Source organism: Microbacterium tumbae (genome assembly GCF_054780175.1).
Window position 1 is genome coordinate 151,342 of the sequence record NZ_BAAGWV010000002.1, and the last position, 17,485, is coordinate 168,826.

The window sequence follows — 17,485 nt, forward strand, 5'->3', positions numbered from 1 at the left end:
GTGCGCACCATCGATCTGCGGGGGCGCGAGCTCTCGCCGGCAGACATGCTCGCCTCCGTTCCGCGCGCCGCGCAGGCGCGCGCGGAGGCGCTGGAGACCGCGGCGCGCATCGTCGACGACGTCCGCGTCCGCGGCGAGGAGGCGCTGCGCGAGCAGGCGGAGCGCTTCGACCGGGTCACCGGCCACGCCATCCGCGTTCCCGCGGAGCACATCGCCGAGGCGCTGGCGACGGTCGATCCCGCCGTGAAGACGGCGCTGGAGACCGCGATCGCGCGGGTGCGCCAGGGCTCCGCCGCGCAGATCCCCGCGCCGCGGACCACCAGGATCGGCCCTGGCGCCACCATCACGCAGCGCTGGCAGCCGGTCACCCGCGCCGGGGTGTACATCCCGGGCGGCAAGGCGCCGCTGTCGTCCAGCGTCGTGATGAACGTGGTTCCGGCCCAGGTCGCCGGCGTCTCCGTGGTGGCCCTCGCCTCGCCGCCGCAGGCCGAGCACGGCGGACGCGTGCACCCCACGATCCTCGCCGCAGCGGGTCTCCTCGGCATCGATGAGGTCTATGCGGTGGGCGGAGCAGGCGCGATCGGCGCCCTCGCCTACGGCGTCGCCGGCCTCGGCCTCGACCCCGTCGATGTCGTATCCGGACCGGGGAACAACTACGTGGCCTCGGCCAAGCGGGCCGTCGCCGGCGTCGTCGGCACCGACTCGGAGGCCGGGGCGACCGAGATCCTCATCGTCGCGGACGCGGCAGCGGACCCGCGGTTGATCGCGGCGGATCTCATCAGCCAGGCCGAGCATGACGAGCAGGCGTCGGCGGTGCTCGTCACGGACTCGCCAGGGCTCGCGGAGCACGTCGCCGCCGAGGTGGCCGAGCTCGCACCCAGGACGCGGCACGCAGAACGCGTCGCGGCGTCGCTCGCGGGGGAGCAGTCGGCGATCGTGCTCGTCGACGACCGCGCGATGGCCGAGGCCTTCAGCAACGCCTACGCCCCCGAGCACCTCGAGCTGCACCTGGAGGACGCCTCCGATGCGGCGGCGCGCTTCACGAGCGCCGGCGCCGTCTTCGTCGGCGATCAGACCCCGGTGAGCCTGGGCGACTACATGGCGGGGAGCAACCACGTCCTTCCCACCGGCGGTCAGGCGCGCTACGCGTCCGGTCTCGGGGCTTACACGTTCCTGCGCCCGCAGCAGGTCATCGAGTACGACCACTCCGCGCTGGCCGCGGTGCGCTCCGGCGTGGTCGCCCTCGCCGGAGCCGAGATCCTCCCGGCGCACGGGGAGGCCGTCGAGGCGCGTTTCGCCTCCGAGCCCGACGCGGTCTGAGCGGGTACGCTGAGTCACCATGCACTGTCCCTTCTGCCGGCATCCGGATTCCCGTGTCATCGACTCGCGCACGAGCGACGACGGGCTCTCGATCCGACGGCGCCGTCAATGCCCGGAGTGCGGCGGCCGCTTCACGACCACGGAGACCGCGAGCCTGAACGTCATCAAGCGCAGCGGCGTCATGGAGCCGTTCAGCCGGGAGAAGGTGATCTCGGGCGTGCGCAAGGCGTGCCAGGGACGCCCGGTCACCGATTCCGATCTCGCCGTCCTCGCGCAGCGCGTGGAGGAGGCGGTGCGTCAGACCGGGGTGTCGCAGCTGGATGCGAACGAGATCGGGCTCGCGATCCTCGGTCCGCTCCGCGAGCTGGACGAGGTCGCCTACCTGCGGTTCGCGAGCGTCTACCAGGCGTTCGACTCGCTGGAGGACTTCGAGAGCGCCATCAGCGATCTGCGCGCGGACCACGGACGTGCGGAGAAGGCGGACGCCGACCGGTAATCTGGCAGGGATGTATCCGCTGCTCTTCCGCGTCGTCCTCGCGCGCCTCGACCCCGAGTTCGCCCACCATGCCGCCATGGCGGTGATCCGGGTGCTCGGCGCTCCGCCGTTCTCCTGGGTGACGCAGCGGCTCACCGCGGCATCGGCGGAACAGCGTGTCCAGGCGCTCGGCCTGGAGTTCCCCTCGCCCTTCGGCATCGCGGCGGGCTTCGACAAGAACGCCGTCGGCGTCCGAGGCCTTGCGGCGCTCGGCTTCGGGCACGTCGAGATCGGCACGATCACGGCGATACCGCAGGACGGCAACCCGAAGCCCCGGCTCTTCCGGCTGATCCCCGACCGCGCGGTCATCAACCGGATGGGCTTCAACAACGCGGGGGCGGATGCGGCGGCGAAGCGACTGCGGAGGCTGCGGCGTCGGCGTCCGAACACGGTGATCGGCGTGAACATCGGCAAGAGCCGGGTCGTCGATGTGGCGGACGCCGCCGCCGACTACGTCGCCAGCGCGACGAGACTCGCGCCCCTCGCCGACTACCTCGCGGTGAACGTGTCTTCTCCGAACACCCCAGGACTGCGCGGGCTGCAGGCGGTCGAGACGCTGGCGCCCCTGCTGCGGGCGGTGAAGGGCGCCGCAGGCCCGACCCCGCTGCTCGTGAAGATCGCCCCCGACCTGCCGGACGAGGAGATCGCCGCGATCTCACGGCTCGCCGTCGCGGAGGGACTGGCCGGCATCATCGCGCACAACACGACCATCGGACGCGAGGGGCTGACCACCGACCCCGCGAAGATCGAGGCCGCCGGCGCGGGCGGACTCTCCGGAGCGCCGCTGCGCGAGCGCTCGATGGAGGTGCTGGAGATCGTGCGAGCCGCAGTGCCCGGCACGTTCTGCGTCATCTCCGTCGGGGGCGTGGAGACGGCCGAGGACGTCAGGGCGCGCCTGGACGCCGGCGCGACCCTCGTGCAGGGCTACACGGCCTTCCTCTACCGCGGTCCCCTCTGGGGGCGCCAGATCAACAGGGGGCTCCGCGGGGCCTGACCCCGCTCAGGCCGGATACTGGCCGCGCTTGACCTGAGGCTTCGGCAGGCGCATGAAGCGCATCTGCAGCGCGCGCATCGCCGCGTACCATCCGTGGCCCTTCTCGAGCCTGTCCCTGCCGAACTTCGCGGCCACCTTCTTCTTGACGCGGCGCGAGAGCAGGACCATGTCGATGATCGCGAGGAGGAAGTACGCCCAGAGCCCGGCGAAGGCGTAGAACCCGAGCGCGGGATAGGCCTCCGTGAACAGCGAGATGATGATCACGACGACCATGAGGGCCATGATCCACTCGGAGAGGTGCCACCCGGCATCCACGTAGTCGCGCACCCAGCGCCGCTGGGGGCCCTTGTCGCGGACGGGGAGGAACTTGTCCTCGCCGTTGGCCATGCCGACGCGGGCGCGCTCGCGCTGCTCCTGCAGCTGGGCGCGGGCCGCGGCCTTGGCCTCCTTGGTGTTCGCCACCAGCGGGCGCCGACGGGCAGCCTCCTGCTCGGCACGGGTGGGCGTCGCCCTGCCCTTGCCGACGTTCGGCGTCTCGACGGCGTCGTCGTTCGTCTCTGGTGTCGAATTGGCCACGGGGCTCCTCGGTCGTGCATCGGGTTCGCCCTTAAGATTACCCGCATGACGTCACCTGAATCCCTGGCCCCCGCAGATCCCGCCGTCGAGTCCGCCGTCCTGGAGTCCGTCGCCACGGGCATCCCTCGCGCCCTGGGCGATCTGGGCGATCTAGTCCGAATTCCAGGCATCGCCTGGCCCTCGTTCGATCAGACCAGGCTGGAGCACAGCGCCGAGACGATCGCCGCCCTGGCCGGCGACACCGGCGTGTTCGACGAGGTGAAGGTGCTGCGAGCGGCGATCCCCGGCACGGAGGAGGTCGGCCAGCCGGCGATCCTCGCGACGAGGGCTCCCCGGAACGGACGTCCGACGATCCTGCTCTACGCGCATCACGATGTGCAGCCTCCCGGCGACGACGCCCTGTGGGAGACGCCGCCCTTCGAGCCGACCGTCCGCGAGGGGCGGCTCTACGGCCGTGGCGCGGCCGACGACAAGGCGGGCGTCATGACTCATATCGCCTCGATCCGCGCCGTCGCGGATGCGCTGGGCGAGGACCTGGATCTCGGCATCGCGCTGTTCATCGAAGGGGAGGAGGAGTACGGCTCCCGTTCCTTCGCGCAGTTCCTCAGCGACAACAGGGAGGCGCTGCGGGCGGACGCCATCGTCGTCGCGGACTCGGGCAACTGGGACTCCACGACGCCCGGGCTCACCGTCTCCCTGCGGGGGAACGCGCGCTTCACCCTCACCGTGCGCACCCTGGAGCACGCCTCGCACTCCGGGATGTTCGGGGGAGCGGTGCCCGATGCGATGCTCGCCACGATCCGTCTGCTCGGCACGCTCTGGGACGAGGAGGGCGCGGTGGCCGTGGCGGGTCTGCAGCAGCGGGAGGCGGAGACGCCGCCGTACTCGGAGGAGACCCTCCGCGACGAGGCCGGGCTCCCGGACGGCGTGTCGCCCATCGGGCGAGACGCCATCCTCAGCCGGATCTGGAACAAGCCGGCCGTCACCGTGATCGGGATCGACGCGACGAGCGTCGACGCCGCGTCCAACACGCTCTCGCCGGAGATCTCCGTCGTCGTCAGCGCGAGGGTGGCGCCGGGCCAGAGCGGCGCCGACGCCTATGCCGCATTGGAGCGCCATCTCCGCGCGCACGCTCCGTTCGGCGCCGAGCTGACGTTCTCCGACGTCGACCTCGGGGACGGGTTCCTCGTCGACACGAGCGGGTGGGCGGTCGAGCTGGCGCGCGGCGCGATGCAGGACGGATACGGGAAGTCGCCGGCCGATCTCGGCGTCGGCGGCTCGATCCCGTTCATCGCGGACCTCGTGCGGGAGTTCCCCGGCGCGCAGATCCTCGTCACCGGCGTCGAGGACCCGCACTCGCGCGCGCACAGCCCGAACGAGTCGCTGCACCTGGACACCTTCCGCAACGCCGTGCGCACGGAGGCCCTGCTGCTGACGCGGATGAACCGGATCCGCGTCTGACACGCCCGGATGGCGCGCACGGCGGTAGAATTCCGGTATCGCCGTGCGTGCACGGCCCGTCCCAAGGAGTGAGATGAGCGACACCACACTGATCACCGAGACCGCGACCGCCCACGGCGTCACGCTGACCGACGCGGCGGCGACCAAGGTCAAGAACCTGCTCGAGCAGGAGGGGCGCGACGACCTGCGTCTGCGCGTGGCCGTGCAGCCCGGCGGATGCTCCGGGCTCATCTACCAGCTCTACTTCGACGAGCGCTACCTGGACGGCGATGAGACCGTCGACTTCGACGGCGTCGAGGTCATCGTGGACAACATGAGCATCCCGTATCTCGACGGCGCCTCGATCGATTTCAAGGACACGATCTCGGAGCAGGGCTTCACGATCGACAACCCGAACGCGGCCGGGAGCTGCGCCTGCGGCGACAGCTTCCACTGACCTGTAGGCGCTCGCCAACCTGCGTGGTTGGCGTGAATCGGGTGTGAGGTTGCCCTAGACTGGGGTGTGCCCTGTCCGCAATCTGAAAGGTGCATCGTGCCCTCGAAACGCCGCCTTCGTTGGGCCGCCATTCCTCTGGGAATCGCGGCAGCCGTGGCCCTCGCGGGATGTTCCCAGACGGAACTCCACGGCTTCCTCCCCGGCTTCGAAGACGGCACCGCCGCCACCAATCAGACCGAGCGGGTCTCGGGCCTCTGGGTCAGCTCCTGGGTCGTCCTCCTCGCCGTCGGCGTGATCACCTGGGGCCTGATGGCCTGGGCCGCGATCGCCTACCGCCGCCGCAAGGGCCAGACCGGTCTGCCGGTGCAGATGCGGTACAACATGCCGATCGAGATCTTCTACACGATCGTGCCGCTGATCCTCGTGCTGGGCATGTTCTTCTTCACGGCTCGCGACCAGGCCGAGATCGAGACGCAGTGGGAGAACCCCGACGTCGAGATCACCGCGATCGGCAAGCAGTGGTCCTGGGACTTCATGTACGCGGGCGAGGACGACGACCTGTCCGACGCCGTGTGGACCATGGGCATCCAGGGTCAGCCCGACGCCGAGGGCGACATCGACCAGGAGCAGCTGCCCACGCTGGTGCTGCCGGTCGGCCAGGAGGTCACGATCCACCTCCAGTCGCGCGATGTCATCCACTCCTTCTGGATCATCGACTTCCTCTACAAGAAGGACATGTACACCGGGAAGGACAACACCTGGTCCTTCATCCCGACGCGTGTCGGCGAGTACGAGGGCAAGTGCGCCGAGCTCTGCGGCGAGTACCACTCGATGATGCTGTTCAACGTCAAGGTCGTCGAGCAGGACGAGTACGACGCCTATGTCGAAGAGCTGCGCGAGAAGGGCGACACCGGCGACATCGCCGACGCCTACGACCGCCTGTCGAACCTCCCGGGCACCGATGGCGCGTCCGAGACGGACTCCGAGGAAGAGGGAGAGTAATCCTCATGTCCACCACCTCCGCATCCGGTGAAGCAGGCGGGCAGCGCCCCACCGCACTGCCCGCACGTCAGGCCGCTCTGATGAGCTCCTCGCGCGTCGAGCAGAAGGGCAACATCATCGTCAAGTGGATCACCTCCACTGACCACAAGACGATCGGGTACATGTACCTGATCGCCTCGGTGCTGTTCTTCCTCCTCGGCGGTGTGATGGCGCTGATCATCCGCGCCGAGCTCTTCGCGCCGGGGATGCAGATCATCCCGACCAAGGAGCAGTACAACCAGCTGTTCACGATGCACGGCACGATCATGCTGCTGATGTTCGCGACTCCGCTGTTCGCGGGTTTCGCGAATGCGATCCTGCCGCTGCAGATCGGCGCCCCCGACGTCGCCTTCCCGCGTCTGAACGCCTTCGCCTTCTGGCTGTTCCTGTTCGGATCGACGATCGCGGTCGCGGGCTTCCTCACCCCGCAGGGCGCCGCGTCGTTCGGCTGGTTTGCCTATCAGCCGCTCGCGAACGCGTCGTTCTCGCCGGGCGCCGGTGGGAACCTGTGGATGCTCGGACTCGGCATCTCCGGTTTCGGAACCATCCTCGGCGCCGTGAACTTCATCACCACGATCATCACGATGCGCGCCCCGGGCATGACCATGTGGCGCATGCCGATCTTCTCGTGGAACACCCTCATCACGAGCCTCCTGATCCTGATGGCCTTCCCCGTGCTGGCAGCGGCGATCTTCGCCGCCGGCGCCGACCGCGTGCTCGGCGCGCACATCTACGACCCGGCCAACGGCGGCGTGCTCCTCTGGCAGCACCTGTTCTGGTTCTTCGGCCATCCAGAGGTCTACATCATCGCGCTGCCGTTCTTCGGCATCGTGTCGGAGATCTTCCCGGTGTTCAGCCGTAAGCCGATCTTCGGCTACAAGACCCTCATCTACGCGACGATCGCGATCGCCGCCCTCTCCGTGGCGGTGTGGGCGCACCACATGTACGTCACCGGATCCGTGCTGCTGCCGTTCTTCGCGCTCATGACGATGCTCATCGCGGTGCCGACGGGCGTGAAGATCTTCAACTGGATCGGAACGCTCTGGCGAGGCTCCGTGACGTTCGAGACGCCCATGGTCTTCGCGCTCGGCTTCCTGGTGTCGTTCGTCTTCGGCGGTCTGACCGGCGTCATTCTCGCGGCGCCGCCGCTGGACTTCCACCTCAGCGACTCGTACTTCGTCGTGGCGCACTTCCACTACGTCGTCTTCGGGACGGTCGTGTTCGCGATGTTCGCGGGCTTCTACTTCTGGTGGCCGAAGTGGACGGGCCGGATGCTCAACGAGCGCCTCGGCTACGTGCACTTCTGGATGCTGTTCATCGGCTTCCACATGACGTTCCTCATCCAGCACTGGCTGGGTGTGGACGGCATGGTGCGCCGCTATGCGGACTATTCGGCGGCCGACGGCTGGACCTGGCAGAACCAGGTCTCCACGATCGGCGCGATCATCCTCGGCGCCTCGATGCTGCCGTTCTTCCTGAACGTGTGGATCACCTCGCGCAAGGCGCCGAAGGTGACCGTGAACGACCCGTGGGGCTACGGTGCATCGCTCGAGTGGGCGACCAGCTGCCCGCCGCCGCGTCACAACTTCACGTCGATCCCGCGGATCCGCAGCGAGCGCCCTGCGTTCGATCTGAACCATCCGGAAGCCGCAGAGCATCCGGTCGCGGCTCCCGAGCCCGTCCTGATCGGCGCGAACGGAGAGGCCAAGTAACATGCGCGACAACATCATCCTCTGGTGGGTGCTGACCGCCTTCTTCGGCCTGATGGCCGTGGTGTACACCGGCTGGAACATCCTGGCGCACCAGGACCGTCCGCTGATCCTCGCGATCGAGTGGGTCGGCACGGTGACACTGGTGTTCTCGACGTTCATGGGCGCGATGGTGGCCTGGTATCTCGGCCGCACGCACCACTCCCAGGGGGGTGAGCTGCCGGAGGACATCCTCACCAGCGACATCGACGACGGCGACCCCGAGCTCGGCGAGTTCAGCCCGTGGTCCTGGTGGCCGATCGTGCTCGCGGGCTCAGCCGCGATCTTCGTGATCGGTCTCGCCGTCGGGCACTTCCTGCTGCCGATCGGACTGGCGATCTTCGTCGTCGCGATCGTCGGCTGGGTGTACGAGTACTACCGCGGCAACTTCGCCCGCTGACGAGAGCTCCACGAGGAAAGGGCCCCGGATCATTCCGGGGCCCTTTCCTCGTCTCAGGCGCGGGTGCGGATCCGCGGAACGCCCGTGGTCGGGTCGACGGGACGGCGGTGGATGCCGTCGGCATCCTCGACCGGATATCCCTCCCGCGCCCAGTACTCGAACCCGCCGATCATCTCGCGGACGTCGTAACCGAGCTTCGCGAACTCGAGAGCGCCTTTGGCGCCCGCGTTGCAGCCGGGGCTCCAGCAGTACACGACCACCTCGGTGCCGGCAGGGATCTCCTGCGGTGCGCGAGCGGCGATCTCGCTGTAGTGCATATGGATCGCGCCGGCGACGCGTCCCTGCGCCCATGCCTCATCGGAGCGGACGTCGACGATCGTGACGTCTTCGCCGGCCCTCTGCCGCGCGTAGAGGTCGCTGGCGTCCGTCTCGTAGGCGAGCTTGGCGGCGAAGTAGTCTGCGCGGTCGATCATGCTCTCAGCCTAGTGAGCAGGCCCTGTCGCCTCCGTTCCGGAGCGGTCGGATATCGAATGATTCCAGCCACGGGAACGGCGCGGGTTCACACATCCAGCACTGCTGCCACGGCCTCGATCTCCACCAGCTGGTCAGGATAGCCGAGCACCGTGACTCCCAGGAGCGTGCTGGGAGCGTCGTGGCTCCCGAAAGCTCCGGCCACCACGTTCCAGGCGGTGACGAGATCGGCGCGCGCCGATGACGCCACCAGCACGCGCGTGCTGATCACGTCCGAGAGATCGGCTCCGGCGACGGACAGCGCGGTGCGCATGTTCTCTATGCACCATTCGGCCTGCTTTCCGTAGTCGCCGGGTGCGACGACGGCGCCATCGGAGGCGAGTGGACAGGATCCGGCGAGGAAGATCAGTCGCGCCCCCGCTGGCGCGGTCGCGGCATAGGCGTACGGTGCGTCGGCGAGTGCGGGGGAGCGGATCAGGCGCACAGCGGAGGGCATGACACCAAACCTAACGAAGAAGGCCCCGTCGCGCAGGAAACGCGACGGGGCCTCGGGCGGCGGATCTTACTCGCCGTCCTCCTGCTTCTTCTTCGTCTTGTCGACGGGCTCCGTGGCGATGACGGTGCTCGGCGTGTTCGCGGTCTCGTCGACGTGCGTCTCCGAGGCGACCAGCGGCGCATCCGGAGCGCCTGCGCGCTCGTGGGCGCCCTGGATCTCCTCGGCCTCAGTCTCCTCGTTGTGAGCCGTCACATGATGCTGGTGGGCATCGGCGGCCTCGATCTCGGTCTGCGTCAACGGCGTGAGACGGTCTTCGAAGAACCAGCGGGAGATCGAGGACCGGAGGTTCTCCGTCCACGGGATCCGGCCCTTGGCGTTCGGGCGCACGACGAGCGGCTCGTAGCCGTCGACGTCGATGAGCTTCCAGCGGTCGTAGACATCGACCGGCTGGTGCACCTCGATGAACTCCCCGCCGGGGAGGCGGACGATGCGGCCCGACTCGTAACCGTGCAGCACGATCTCGCGGTCCTTCTTCTGCAGCGCGATCGCGATGCGCTTCGTGATGAAGTAGCCGAGCACCGGACCGACGAACAGCAGCGCCTGCAGCGTGTGGATGACGCCCTCCATCGTGAGCATGAAGTGCGTCGCGATGAGGTCGGAGGATGCCGCGGCCCACAGCACCGCGTAGAAGATCACGCCGGCCACGCCGATCGCGGTGCGGGTCGCCGCGTTGCGCGGGCGCTGGGCGATGTGGTGCTCGCGCTTGTCACCGGTGACCCAGGCCTCGATGAACGGGTAGACCGCGACGGCGACGATGAACAGTCCGAGAACCGCGACGGGGATCAGGATCCCGAACGACCAGGTGCGGTCGAGGAAGACGATGTCGAGGTTCGAGGGCGCCAGGCGCAGCGCGCCGTCCGCGAATCCGATGTACCAGTCCGGCTGCGTGCCGGCGGACACCGGGGAGGGGTCGTAGGGGCCGTAGTTCCAGATCGGGTTGATCTGGAAGAAGGTCGCGATCAGCACGATCGTGCCGAACACGATGAACAGGTAGCCGCCCATCTTCGACATGTACACCGGCATCATCGGGTAGCCGACGACGTTTTCGTTCGAGCGACCGGGGCCGGCGAACTGGGTGTGCTTGTTGATGACCATGAGCATGAGGTGCACCACGATCAGGGCGATGACCAGCAGCGGCAGCAGCAGGATGTGCAGGGTGTACAGGCGGCCCACGATGTCGGTGCCGGGGAACTCGCCTCCGAAGAGGATGAAGGAGGTCCAGGTGCCGATCAGGGGGATTCCCTTGATCATGCCGTCGATGATGCGCAGGCCGTTGCCGGAGAGCAGGTCGTCCGGAAGGGAGTAGCCGGTGAAGCCCTCGGCCATGGCGAGGACGAACAGCACGAAGCCGATCACCCAGTTGAGCTCGCGCGGCTTGCGGAAGGCGCCGGTGAAGAAGACGCGCAGCATGTGCACGCCGATGCCGGCGACGAAGACCAGCGCGGCCCAGTGGTGGATCTGGCGGACCAGCAGACCGCCGCGAAGGTCGAAGGAGATGTGCAGCGACGACTCGAGGGCCGCCGACATCTCGATCCCCCGCATCGGGGCATAGGCGCCGGTGTAGTGCGTCTCCACCATGGACGCCTGGAAGAAGAACGTCAGGAAGGTCCCGGAGAGGAACACGACGACGAAGCTCCACAGCGCGATCTCACCGAGCATGAACGACCAGTGGTCGGGGAAGATCTTGCGGCCCAGCTCCTTGACGAAGCCGGAGAGGCTGGTGCGCTCGTCGATGTAGTTCGAGGCCGCGCCGACGAAGCGTCCGCCCAGCGGCGCCTTGGTGTCCTTGTTGTCCTCTTTGGACAGCGTTGCGGTGCTCAATGGCGCTCCCAGAAGCTCGGGCCGACGGGTTCTTGGAAATCGCTCTGCGCGACGAGGTAGCCCTCTTCGTCGACCATGATCGGCAGCTGCGGCAGCGGACGCGCGGCCGGCCCGAAGATGACCTTGGCGTGGTCGGTGACGTCGAACTGCGACTGGTGGCAGGGGCAGAGCAGGTGGTGCGTCTGCTGCTCATACAGGGCGACGGGGCAGCCGACGTGCGTGCAGACCTTCGAGTAGGCGACGATGCCGTCGTACGACCAGTCCTTGCGGTCCTCCGCCTCGATGAGCTGCTCGGGGCGCAGGCGCATCATCAGCACGATGGCCTTGGCCTTCTCCTCGAGGTAGCCGTCGTGGTGCGACAGGGTCGCGAGATCCTCGGGGATGACATGGAATGCGGAGCCGAGAGTGACGTCAGCAGCGCGGATCGGCGTGCCGTCGGGGTCGCGGACGAGACGCTGGCCCTTGGACCACATGGTGTGCTTGAGCAGGGCGACCGGGTCGCCGGCCGTCGGGTCGTCGGGCGTGCTGTGCGGGGCGAGGCCGCGGAAGAGGGTGACGCCGGGAATGATCGAGGCGACGATCGCGGCGAACAGCGAGTTGCGGATCATCGTGCGGCGTCCGAAGCCGGACTCCTCGTTGGCGTCCGAGAAGGCCTTGATCGCCGCCTCTCGTGTGGAGTCGCGCCCGCGCGTCGGATGGCGCAGCTCGACGTGCTCCTTGTCGCTCATGAGCGCCTTCGACCAGTGGATCGCGCCGAGGCCGAGCGAGAGCAGGGCGAGGGCGATGCCCAGGCCGATGAAGAGGTTGTTGTAGCGGATCGAGAGCAGCGACTGGTCTTCGATCGGGAACAGCATGTACGCGGCGACGGCCCAGATCGAACCGGCCAGCGACAGGTAGAACAGCGTGTAGACGGTGCGGACCGCGCGCTTCTCCGCAGCGGGGTCCTTGTCCGTCATCCGCTCGCGGTGCGGCGGCAGCCCCGGGTTCTGCACGGGGTCGCTGACTGCGACACCCAGCCCAGGAGAGGGCTGGTAGGCCCTGTCGAGAGCCTGCGAGTCGTCGTCGTGTGCCATGGTGCTCCTCGTACGTTCCTCTTCGATGAATATGCGTCAGTTGGACTTCGCCGTGATCCACACGGTGATCGCGACGAGCGCGCCGATGCCGAAGATCCAGATGAACAGGCCCTCCGAGACCGGGCCCAGCGAGCCGAGCGATGCGCCGCCCACCTGCACTGCGTCCTGCTGGAAGACGAGCGCGGCGATGATGTCGCGCTTGTCCTCGTCGGAGAGGTTCATGTTGCCGAAGACCGGCATGTTCTGCGGGCCGGTGACCATGGCCGCGTAGATGTGCAGCGCGCTCGTCGACGTCAGCGCCGGAGCGTACTTGCCCTCGGTGAGCGCGCCGCCCGCGGCTGCGACGTTGTGGCACATCGCGCAGTTGACGCGGAACAGCTCTGCGCCGTGCGCGACATCGGCGCCCTCGTCGTCGGCGTTCGTGGGATTCGCCTCGCCGTCGGTGATCCAGGAGTCCGGGTACGTCGGACCGGGGGCGACGGACTGCACGTAGGAGGAGATCGCCTGGATCTGGTCCTCGGTGAACTGGACAGGCTTCTGCGGAGCCTGGGGGCCCTGCATCTGCAGCGGCATGCGTCCGGTCGACAGCTGGAACTCGGTGGCGAGCTCGCCGACGCCGATCAGGCTCGGACCGTTGTCCGTGCCCTGCAGGTCGAGGCCGTGGCAGGTCGCGCAGTTCGCGGAGAACAGCTTCTCGCCGTCGTCGACCGTGAGGTTCGACGACGCGACGGTCTGCGTGTCGCCGGAGGCGAACGCCGCCGACGCGCCGGCGTACACGCCTCCGCTGATGAGGAGCCCTGCTCCGATGAGGGCCACAGCCGCGAAGGGGCTGCGGCGGCCGTTCGAACGGCGCTTCTTCTCTCGTGCCATCTCGGGGATCAGCTCCGCTCTTATTTCAGGAAGTAGATGACGAGGAACAGCACGATCCAGACGACATCGACGAAGTGCCAGTAGTAGGAGACGACGATCGAGGATGTCGCCTCCTTGTGGGTGAAGTTCTTGACGGCGAACGCGCGACCCATGACGAGCAGGAAGGCGATGAGGCCGCCGGTCACGTGGAGGGCGTGGAAGCCCGTGGTCAGGTAGAAGGCCGAGGCGTACGAGTCCGCGTTGATCGGCATGCCCTCGGCCACGAGCTGGGCGTACTCCCACACCTGGCCGGACACGAAGACCGCCCCGAGGGCGAAGGTGAGCCAGAACCACTCGACCATGCCCCAGCCGAACAGGCGCCGACGACCCGCGACGTTCAGCTGGCCCTTGGGGAGGCGGTAGGGCTGCAGGTCCTCCGCGGCGAACACGCCCATCTGGCAGGTCACGGAGGACAGCACCAGGATCGCGGTGTTCACGGCCGCGAACGGGACGTTCAGCAGCGCCGTCCGCTCGTCCCACAGCTCGCCGGAGGTGCTGCGGAGGGTGAAGTAGATCGCGAAGAGTCCTGCGAAGAACATCACCTCGCTGCCGAGCCACACGATGGTGCCGACAGCTACCGGATTGGGCCGCTTGATCGTTCGGGCAGCCGGGGCATACGTCGCTGAGGTCGTCACCCTTCCATTATGGCCGATCGGCGAGGGTGATTCTTGCACCGGCGGCGGCCGTTTCACCGTGCCAGCACTTAGGGGAACCTAAGAAACAACTGCGAATACACGGTGAATTCGCGGGAAACGCCGGACGGGAGAGCGGACGGATGCATCCGGACGAATTCGGCGCGCCGATAGGATCGCACACATGGCTGAATCCCTGACCTGGTCCGATGTGCTCACGACGCTGCTGGAGCGACGGGATCTGAGCGTCTGGGAGTCCACCTGGGCGATGCGTCAGGTCATGAAGGGGGAGGTGACCGAGGCGCAGCTCGCCGGCTTCCTCATCGCGCTCCGCGCGAAGGGCGAGACCATCGACGAGGTCGTCGGCTTCCGCGACGCGATCCTGGAGGCCGCCGTCCCCCTTCCCGTCTCGCCGGACGTGCTGGACATCGTCGGCACCGGCGGCGACAGGGTGGGCACGGTCAACGTCTCGACGACCGCGGCGATCGTCATCGGCGCGACGGGGATCCCCGTGGTCAAGCACGGCAACAGGGCAGCCAGCTCGGCTTCCGGCTCCTCGGACGTCCTCGGCGCGCTGGGACTCGAGCTCTCGCTCGATCCGGGCGCCGTGGCCGCCGTCCTCGACCGCACCGGGATCACCTTCGCCTGGGCCGCGGCGTTCCACCCCGGCTTCCGGCACGCGGGCGCCGTCCGCTCCCAGCTCGGTGTCCCCACGGTCTTCAACATGCTCGGCCCGCTGTGCAACCCCGCACGCGCCGAGGCCAACGCCGTCGGGGTCGCACGCCCGGAGCTGATCCCGCTGATCACCGGGGTGTTCCGCACCCGTGGTGCGACCGCGCTGGTGTTCCGCGGCGACGACGGGCTCGACGAGCTCACCACGACCGGGCACAGCCGCATCTGGGAGGTGTCGCGGGGCGACGTCCACGAGCACGATCTGGATCCCCGGGATCTCGGCATCCCGCTCGCGGAGCTCGCCGATCTCATCGGCGGATCGCCGGAGCACAATGCGCAGGTGCTTCGGCGCACGCTGGCAGGGGAACAGGGGGCGGTGCGCGACATCGTGCTGCTCAACGCCGCGGCCGGCATCGTCGCCTTCGAGCTCTCGCAGGACGCGACGCGGGCGCAGATCCCGATCCTCGAGCGGCTGCGCGCCGGTCTGGACAGGGCGTCGGCCGCGGTGGACGACGGACGCGCGCTGGCGAAGCTCGACGAATGGGTCGCCGTCTCGCGAGAGCTCGCCAGCGCCTGAGGCCGCCATGGATCCGGTCGCGGCCCTTCTCGAGATCGCCTCGCTGCTCGAGCGCGAGCGCGCCTCCCGCTACCGCGCCAAGGCGTTCCGGCAGGCTGCGGAGACGTATCAGGCGCTTTCGGACGCCGTGCGTGCGGACCCCTCTCGCCTGCGCGCGGCCAAGGGCATCGGGGACTCGACGTTCGCGGTGATCCGCCAGGCTCAGGCGGGCGAGGTGCCCGGCTATCTCATCGAGCTGCGCGGGGAGGTCGAACCGGAACGCGTCTCGGCGCTCCGCGGGCGCCTCCGCGGCGACCTGCACGCGCATACCGACTGGTCGGACGGCGCCACGTCCATCACGGCGATGGCGGATGCCGCGCGGGCGCTCGGGCACGAGTATCTGGCCATCACCGACCATTCCCCGCGGCTGCGGGTCGCCCGCGGCCTGAGCGCTGAACGGCTGAGGGAGCAGATCCCGCTGGCGCGGACCGCCTCAGGGGACGGGCTCAGGGTCCTCGCGGGCATCGAGGTCGACATCCTCGAGGACGGCGCGCTCGATCAGGAGGATGTTCTGCTCGACGAGCTCGACATCGTTGTGGCATCCGTGCATTCCGCGCTGCGCATGGAGGCCGCGCCGATGACCGCGCGCATGGTCCGCGCGGTGGAGTCCGGGCGGGTGAACGTGCTCGGACACTGCACGGGAAGGCTGGTGCAGGGCGAGCGCGGGACGCGTCCGGCATCCGTCTTCGACGCGGGAGCGGTCTTCGCAGCCTGCGCCGAGAACGGCGTCGCGGTGGAGATCAACGCCCGCCCCGAACGACAGGATCCTCCCGACGAGCTGATCGCGATCGCGCTGGCCGAGGAATGCCTGTTCGCGCTGGACTCCGACGCGCACGCGCCGGGGCAGCTGTCCCTCCTCGATCACGGTGCGGAGCGTGCGGAGCGTGCGGAGCATGCGGGCGTGCCGGCCGAGCGGGTCGTGACCACCTGGGGTGCCGAGCGGCTGCTCGCGTGGGCGGAGTGAGCCGGCGGACGGCCGGGGCCGTGCCATGGCTCGTCGTGATCGGCGTGCTCGTCGCCGCCTTGAGCCTGCGCGGCCCGGTCATCGCGGTGACGCCGGTGCTCCCCGAGATCATCACCGATCTCGGGATCGGGTCGGCGGCGGCGGGGCTGCTGACCACGGCCCCCGTGCTGATGTTCGGGGCGATCACGCCGGTGGCCGCCCTCGTGATCCGCAGGGCCGGGGCGGAGCTGGCGCTGCTCGCCTCGCTGTCCGGTGTCCTGATAGGGACTCTGGTGCGCGCGCTGCCCGGTTACGGGGCGATGCTCACCGGAATGCTCATCATCGGGGCGGGGATCACGATCGGCAACGTCGTGATCCCCGTGATCATCCGGAGGGACCTGCCCCCGGAACGTGCGGCGCTCGGTACGGCGCTGTACACCGCGACGCTCAACGCGGGCTCGTTGGCGACCGCGTCGGTGACGGCTCCGCTGGCCGAGGGGCTCGGCTGGTCGCCGGCGCTGCTGCTGTGGTCGTCGTTCACGGGGCTCGGCCTCATCCTGTGGGTCGCGCACATCGTGCGCTCGCGCTCGTGGGGCTCGGCGGAGCGCGGCTCCGGCGAGCCGGTGCGGCACCCCGCGGGCGGCAGGGAGATCATCTCCGATACGACAGGGCCGTTGCCGGTGATCGTGGACGATCGTGTCGGCGCGATCGTGAGACGCCCGATCGTCTGGCTTCTGCTCTGCTCGTTCGGGCTGCAGTCGGCGATGTACTACGGGCTGTCCACCTGGCTGCCGACGATGCTGATCGACCGCATCGGGGCGACGGCGTCGGCCGCCGGCGCGATGTCGTCGGTCTTCCAGGGCGCGGCGATCGCAGGGGCGCTGATCGCGCCCGTGCTGCTCCGGTTCCTCGGAGCCGTCCCGTCCGCCGTCACGATGGGCGCGTGCTGGATGCTGATGGCGCTCGGCCTTCTCTTCGCGCCGGAGCTGGCATGGCTGTGGTCCGCCTTCGGCGCGATCGGGCATTCGGCCGGCTTCGTGATCGTCTTCACCGCGCTGGTGCGCAGCTCGCGCTCCGACGCCGAGGCGGCGACGATGTCCGCTCTCGTCCAAGGGGCCGGCTATCTGCTCGCAGCCTCGGGCGCGCCCGTCTTGGGCGCGTTGAACGAGGCGAGCGGCGGCTGGCAGGTTCCGTTGACGGTGGTCGCCGGAATGATCGTCGTCTACACGTCCGCTCTCGTCTCGGCCATGGTCGTGGCCCGGCGACCCCGCTGAGGGGGAA

General features: G+C 68.8%; 18 protein-coding genes. 11 read left to right on the top strand and 7 right to left on the bottom strand.

What is annotated here, in order from left to right:
- From hisD to ACYVGQ_RS07960, 3 genes are read left to right on the top strand one after another with little or no spacing between them, the layout of a single operon-like run.
- Positions 1 to 1,320, top strand: coding sequence for a histidinol dehydrogenase (gene hisD, locus ACYVGQ_RS07950; protein ID WP_460784081.1), 1,320 nt, complete (start codon positions 1 to 3; stop codon positions 1,318 to 1,320).
- 19 nt (positions 1,321 to 1,339) lie between these two features.
- Positions 1,340 to 1,816, top strand: coding sequence for a transcriptional regulator NrdR (gene nrdR / locus ACYVGQ_RS07955; protein WP_460784082.1), 477 nt, complete (start codon positions 1,340 to 1,342; stop codon positions 1,814 to 1,816).
- A gap of 10 nt (positions 1,817 to 1,826) precedes the next feature.
- Positions 1,827 to 2,849 carry a quinone-dependent dihydroorotate dehydrogenase gene (locus tag ACYVGQ_RS07960; protein ID WP_460784083.1) on the top strand — a complete coding sequence of 341 codons (1,023 nt, stop codon included), beginning with the start codon at positions 1,827 to 1,829 and terminating at the stop codon, positions 2,847 to 2,849.
- Between the two features lie 6 nt (positions 2,850 to 2,855).
- Here the strand turns inward: ACYVGQ_RS07960 and ACYVGQ_RS07965 are convergent, their stop codons facing one another.
- Complete coding sequence (locus ACYVGQ_RS07965; RefSeq protein ID WP_460784084.1) at positions 2,856 to 3,425, bottom strand: DUF3043 domain-containing protein; 570 nt, start codon at positions 3,423 to 3,425, stop codon at positions 2,856 to 2,858.
- Positions 3,426 to 3,470: 45 nt separating this feature from the next.
- Here ACYVGQ_RS07965 and ACYVGQ_RS07970 point away from each other — a divergent pair, with 45 nt between their 5' ends.
- The 5 genes from ACYVGQ_RS07970 (at position 3,471) to ACYVGQ_RS07990 (ending at position 8,511) form a co-directional block, all read left to right on the top strand.
- A complete protein-coding gene (locus tag ACYVGQ_RS07970) occupies positions 3,471 to 4,886 on the top strand; it encodes a M20/M25/M40 family metallo-hydrolase (RefSeq protein ID WP_460784085.1) in 1,416 nt (471 codons plus the stop codon).
- Between the two features lie 73 nt (positions 4,887 to 4,959).
- Positions 4,960 to 5,322: an iron-sulfur cluster insertion protein ErpA gene (erpA, locus tag ACYVGQ_RS07975; protein WP_460784086.1), complete on the top strand. Its 363-nt coding sequence runs from the start codon at positions 4,960 to 4,962 to the stop codon at positions 5,320 to 5,322.
- Positions 5,323 to 5,418: 96 nt separating this feature from the next.
- A complete protein-coding gene (ctaC, locus tag ACYVGQ_RS07980) occupies positions 5,419 to 6,324 on the top strand; it encodes an aa3-type cytochrome oxidase subunit II (RefSeq protein ID WP_460784087.1) in 906 nt (301 codons plus the stop codon).
- Positions 6,325 to 6,404: 80 nt separating this feature from the next.
- Positions 6,405 to 8,075: an aa3-type cytochrome oxidase subunit I gene (gene ctaD, locus ACYVGQ_RS07985; protein ID WP_460784826.1), complete on the top strand. Its 1,671-nt coding sequence runs from the start codon at positions 6,405 to 6,407 to the stop codon at positions 8,073 to 8,075.
- Between the two features lies 1 nt (position 8,076).
- Positions 8,077 to 8,511: a cytochrome c oxidase subunit 4 gene (locus ACYVGQ_RS07990; RefSeq protein ID WP_460784088.1), complete on the top strand. Its 435-nt coding sequence runs from the start codon at positions 8,077 to 8,079 to the stop codon at positions 8,509 to 8,511.
- Positions 8,512 to 8,564: 53 nt separating this feature from the next.
- Here the strand turns inward: ACYVGQ_RS07990 and ACYVGQ_RS07995 are convergent, their stop codons facing one another.
- The 6 genes from ACYVGQ_RS07995 to ctaE form a co-directional block, all read right to left on the bottom strand.
- On the bottom strand, positions 8,565 to 8,984 hold the full coding sequence (locus ACYVGQ_RS07995) for a rhodanese-like domain-containing protein (RefSeq protein WP_460784089.1): 420 nt from the start codon (positions 8,982 to 8,984) through the stop codon (positions 8,565 to 8,567).
- 86 nt (positions 8,985 to 9,070) lie between these two features.
- Positions 9,071 to 9,478: a RidA family protein gene (locus ACYVGQ_RS08000; RefSeq protein ID WP_460784090.1), complete on the bottom strand. Its 408-nt coding sequence runs from the start codon at positions 9,476 to 9,478 to the stop codon at positions 9,071 to 9,073.
- Between the two features lie 66 nt (positions 9,479 to 9,544).
- Complete coding sequence (gene qcrB, locus ACYVGQ_RS08005) at positions 9,545 to 11,359, bottom strand: cytochrome bc1 complex cytochrome b subunit (protein WP_460784092.1); 1,815 nt, start codon at positions 11,357 to 11,359, stop codon at positions 9,545 to 9,547.
- On the bottom strand, positions 11,356 to 12,432 hold the full coding sequence (gene qcrA, locus ACYVGQ_RS08010) for a cytochrome bc1 complex Rieske iron-sulfur subunit (protein WP_460784093.1): 1,077 nt from the start codon (positions 12,430 to 12,432) through the stop codon (positions 11,356 to 11,358). The genes qcrB and qcrA overlap by 4 nt, the downstream gene beginning before the upstream one ends.
- Positions 12,433 to 12,468: 36 nt before the next feature.
- On the bottom strand, positions 12,469 to 13,302 hold the full coding sequence (gene qcrC, locus ACYVGQ_RS08015; protein ID WP_460784095.1) for a cytochrome bc1 complex diheme cytochrome c subunit: 834 nt from the start codon (positions 13,300 to 13,302) through the stop codon (positions 12,469 to 12,471).
- Positions 13,303 to 13,322: 20 nt separating this feature from the next.
- Positions 13,323 to 13,976, bottom strand: a complete 654-nt coding sequence (gene ctaE, locus ACYVGQ_RS08020; RefSeq protein WP_460784096.1) for an aa3-type cytochrome oxidase subunit III — start codon at positions 13,974 to 13,976, stop codon at positions 13,323 to 13,325.
- A gap of 181 nt (positions 13,977 to 14,157) precedes the next feature.
- On the opposite strand from ctaE, the gene trpD reads away from it, so the two are divergent.
- Genes trpD through ACYVGQ_RS08035 form a run of 3 tightly spaced genes read left to right on the top strand, consistent with a single transcriptional unit; the run spans position 14,158 to position 17,478 of the window.
- Positions 14,158 to 15,222 (top strand): anthranilate phosphoribosyltransferase, encoded by a 1,065-nt coding sequence (gene trpD / locus ACYVGQ_RS08025; RefSeq protein ID WP_460784098.1) that lies wholly within the window; start codon positions 14,158 to 14,160, stop codon positions 15,220 to 15,222.
- A gap of 7 nt (positions 15,223 to 15,229) precedes the next feature.
- A complete protein-coding gene (locus tag ACYVGQ_RS08030; RefSeq protein ID WP_460784100.1) occupies positions 15,230 to 16,225 on the top strand; it encodes a PHP domain-containing protein in 996 nt (331 codons plus the stop codon).
- Positions 16,222 to 17,478 (top strand): MFS transporter, encoded by a 1,257-nt coding sequence (locus ACYVGQ_RS08035; RefSeq protein WP_460784101.1) that lies wholly within the window; start codon positions 16,222 to 16,224, stop codon positions 17,476 to 17,478. Before ACYVGQ_RS08030 ends, ACYVGQ_RS08035 begins: the two co-directional genes overlap by 4 nt.
- Positions 17,479 to 17,485 lie beyond the last annotated feature (7 nt).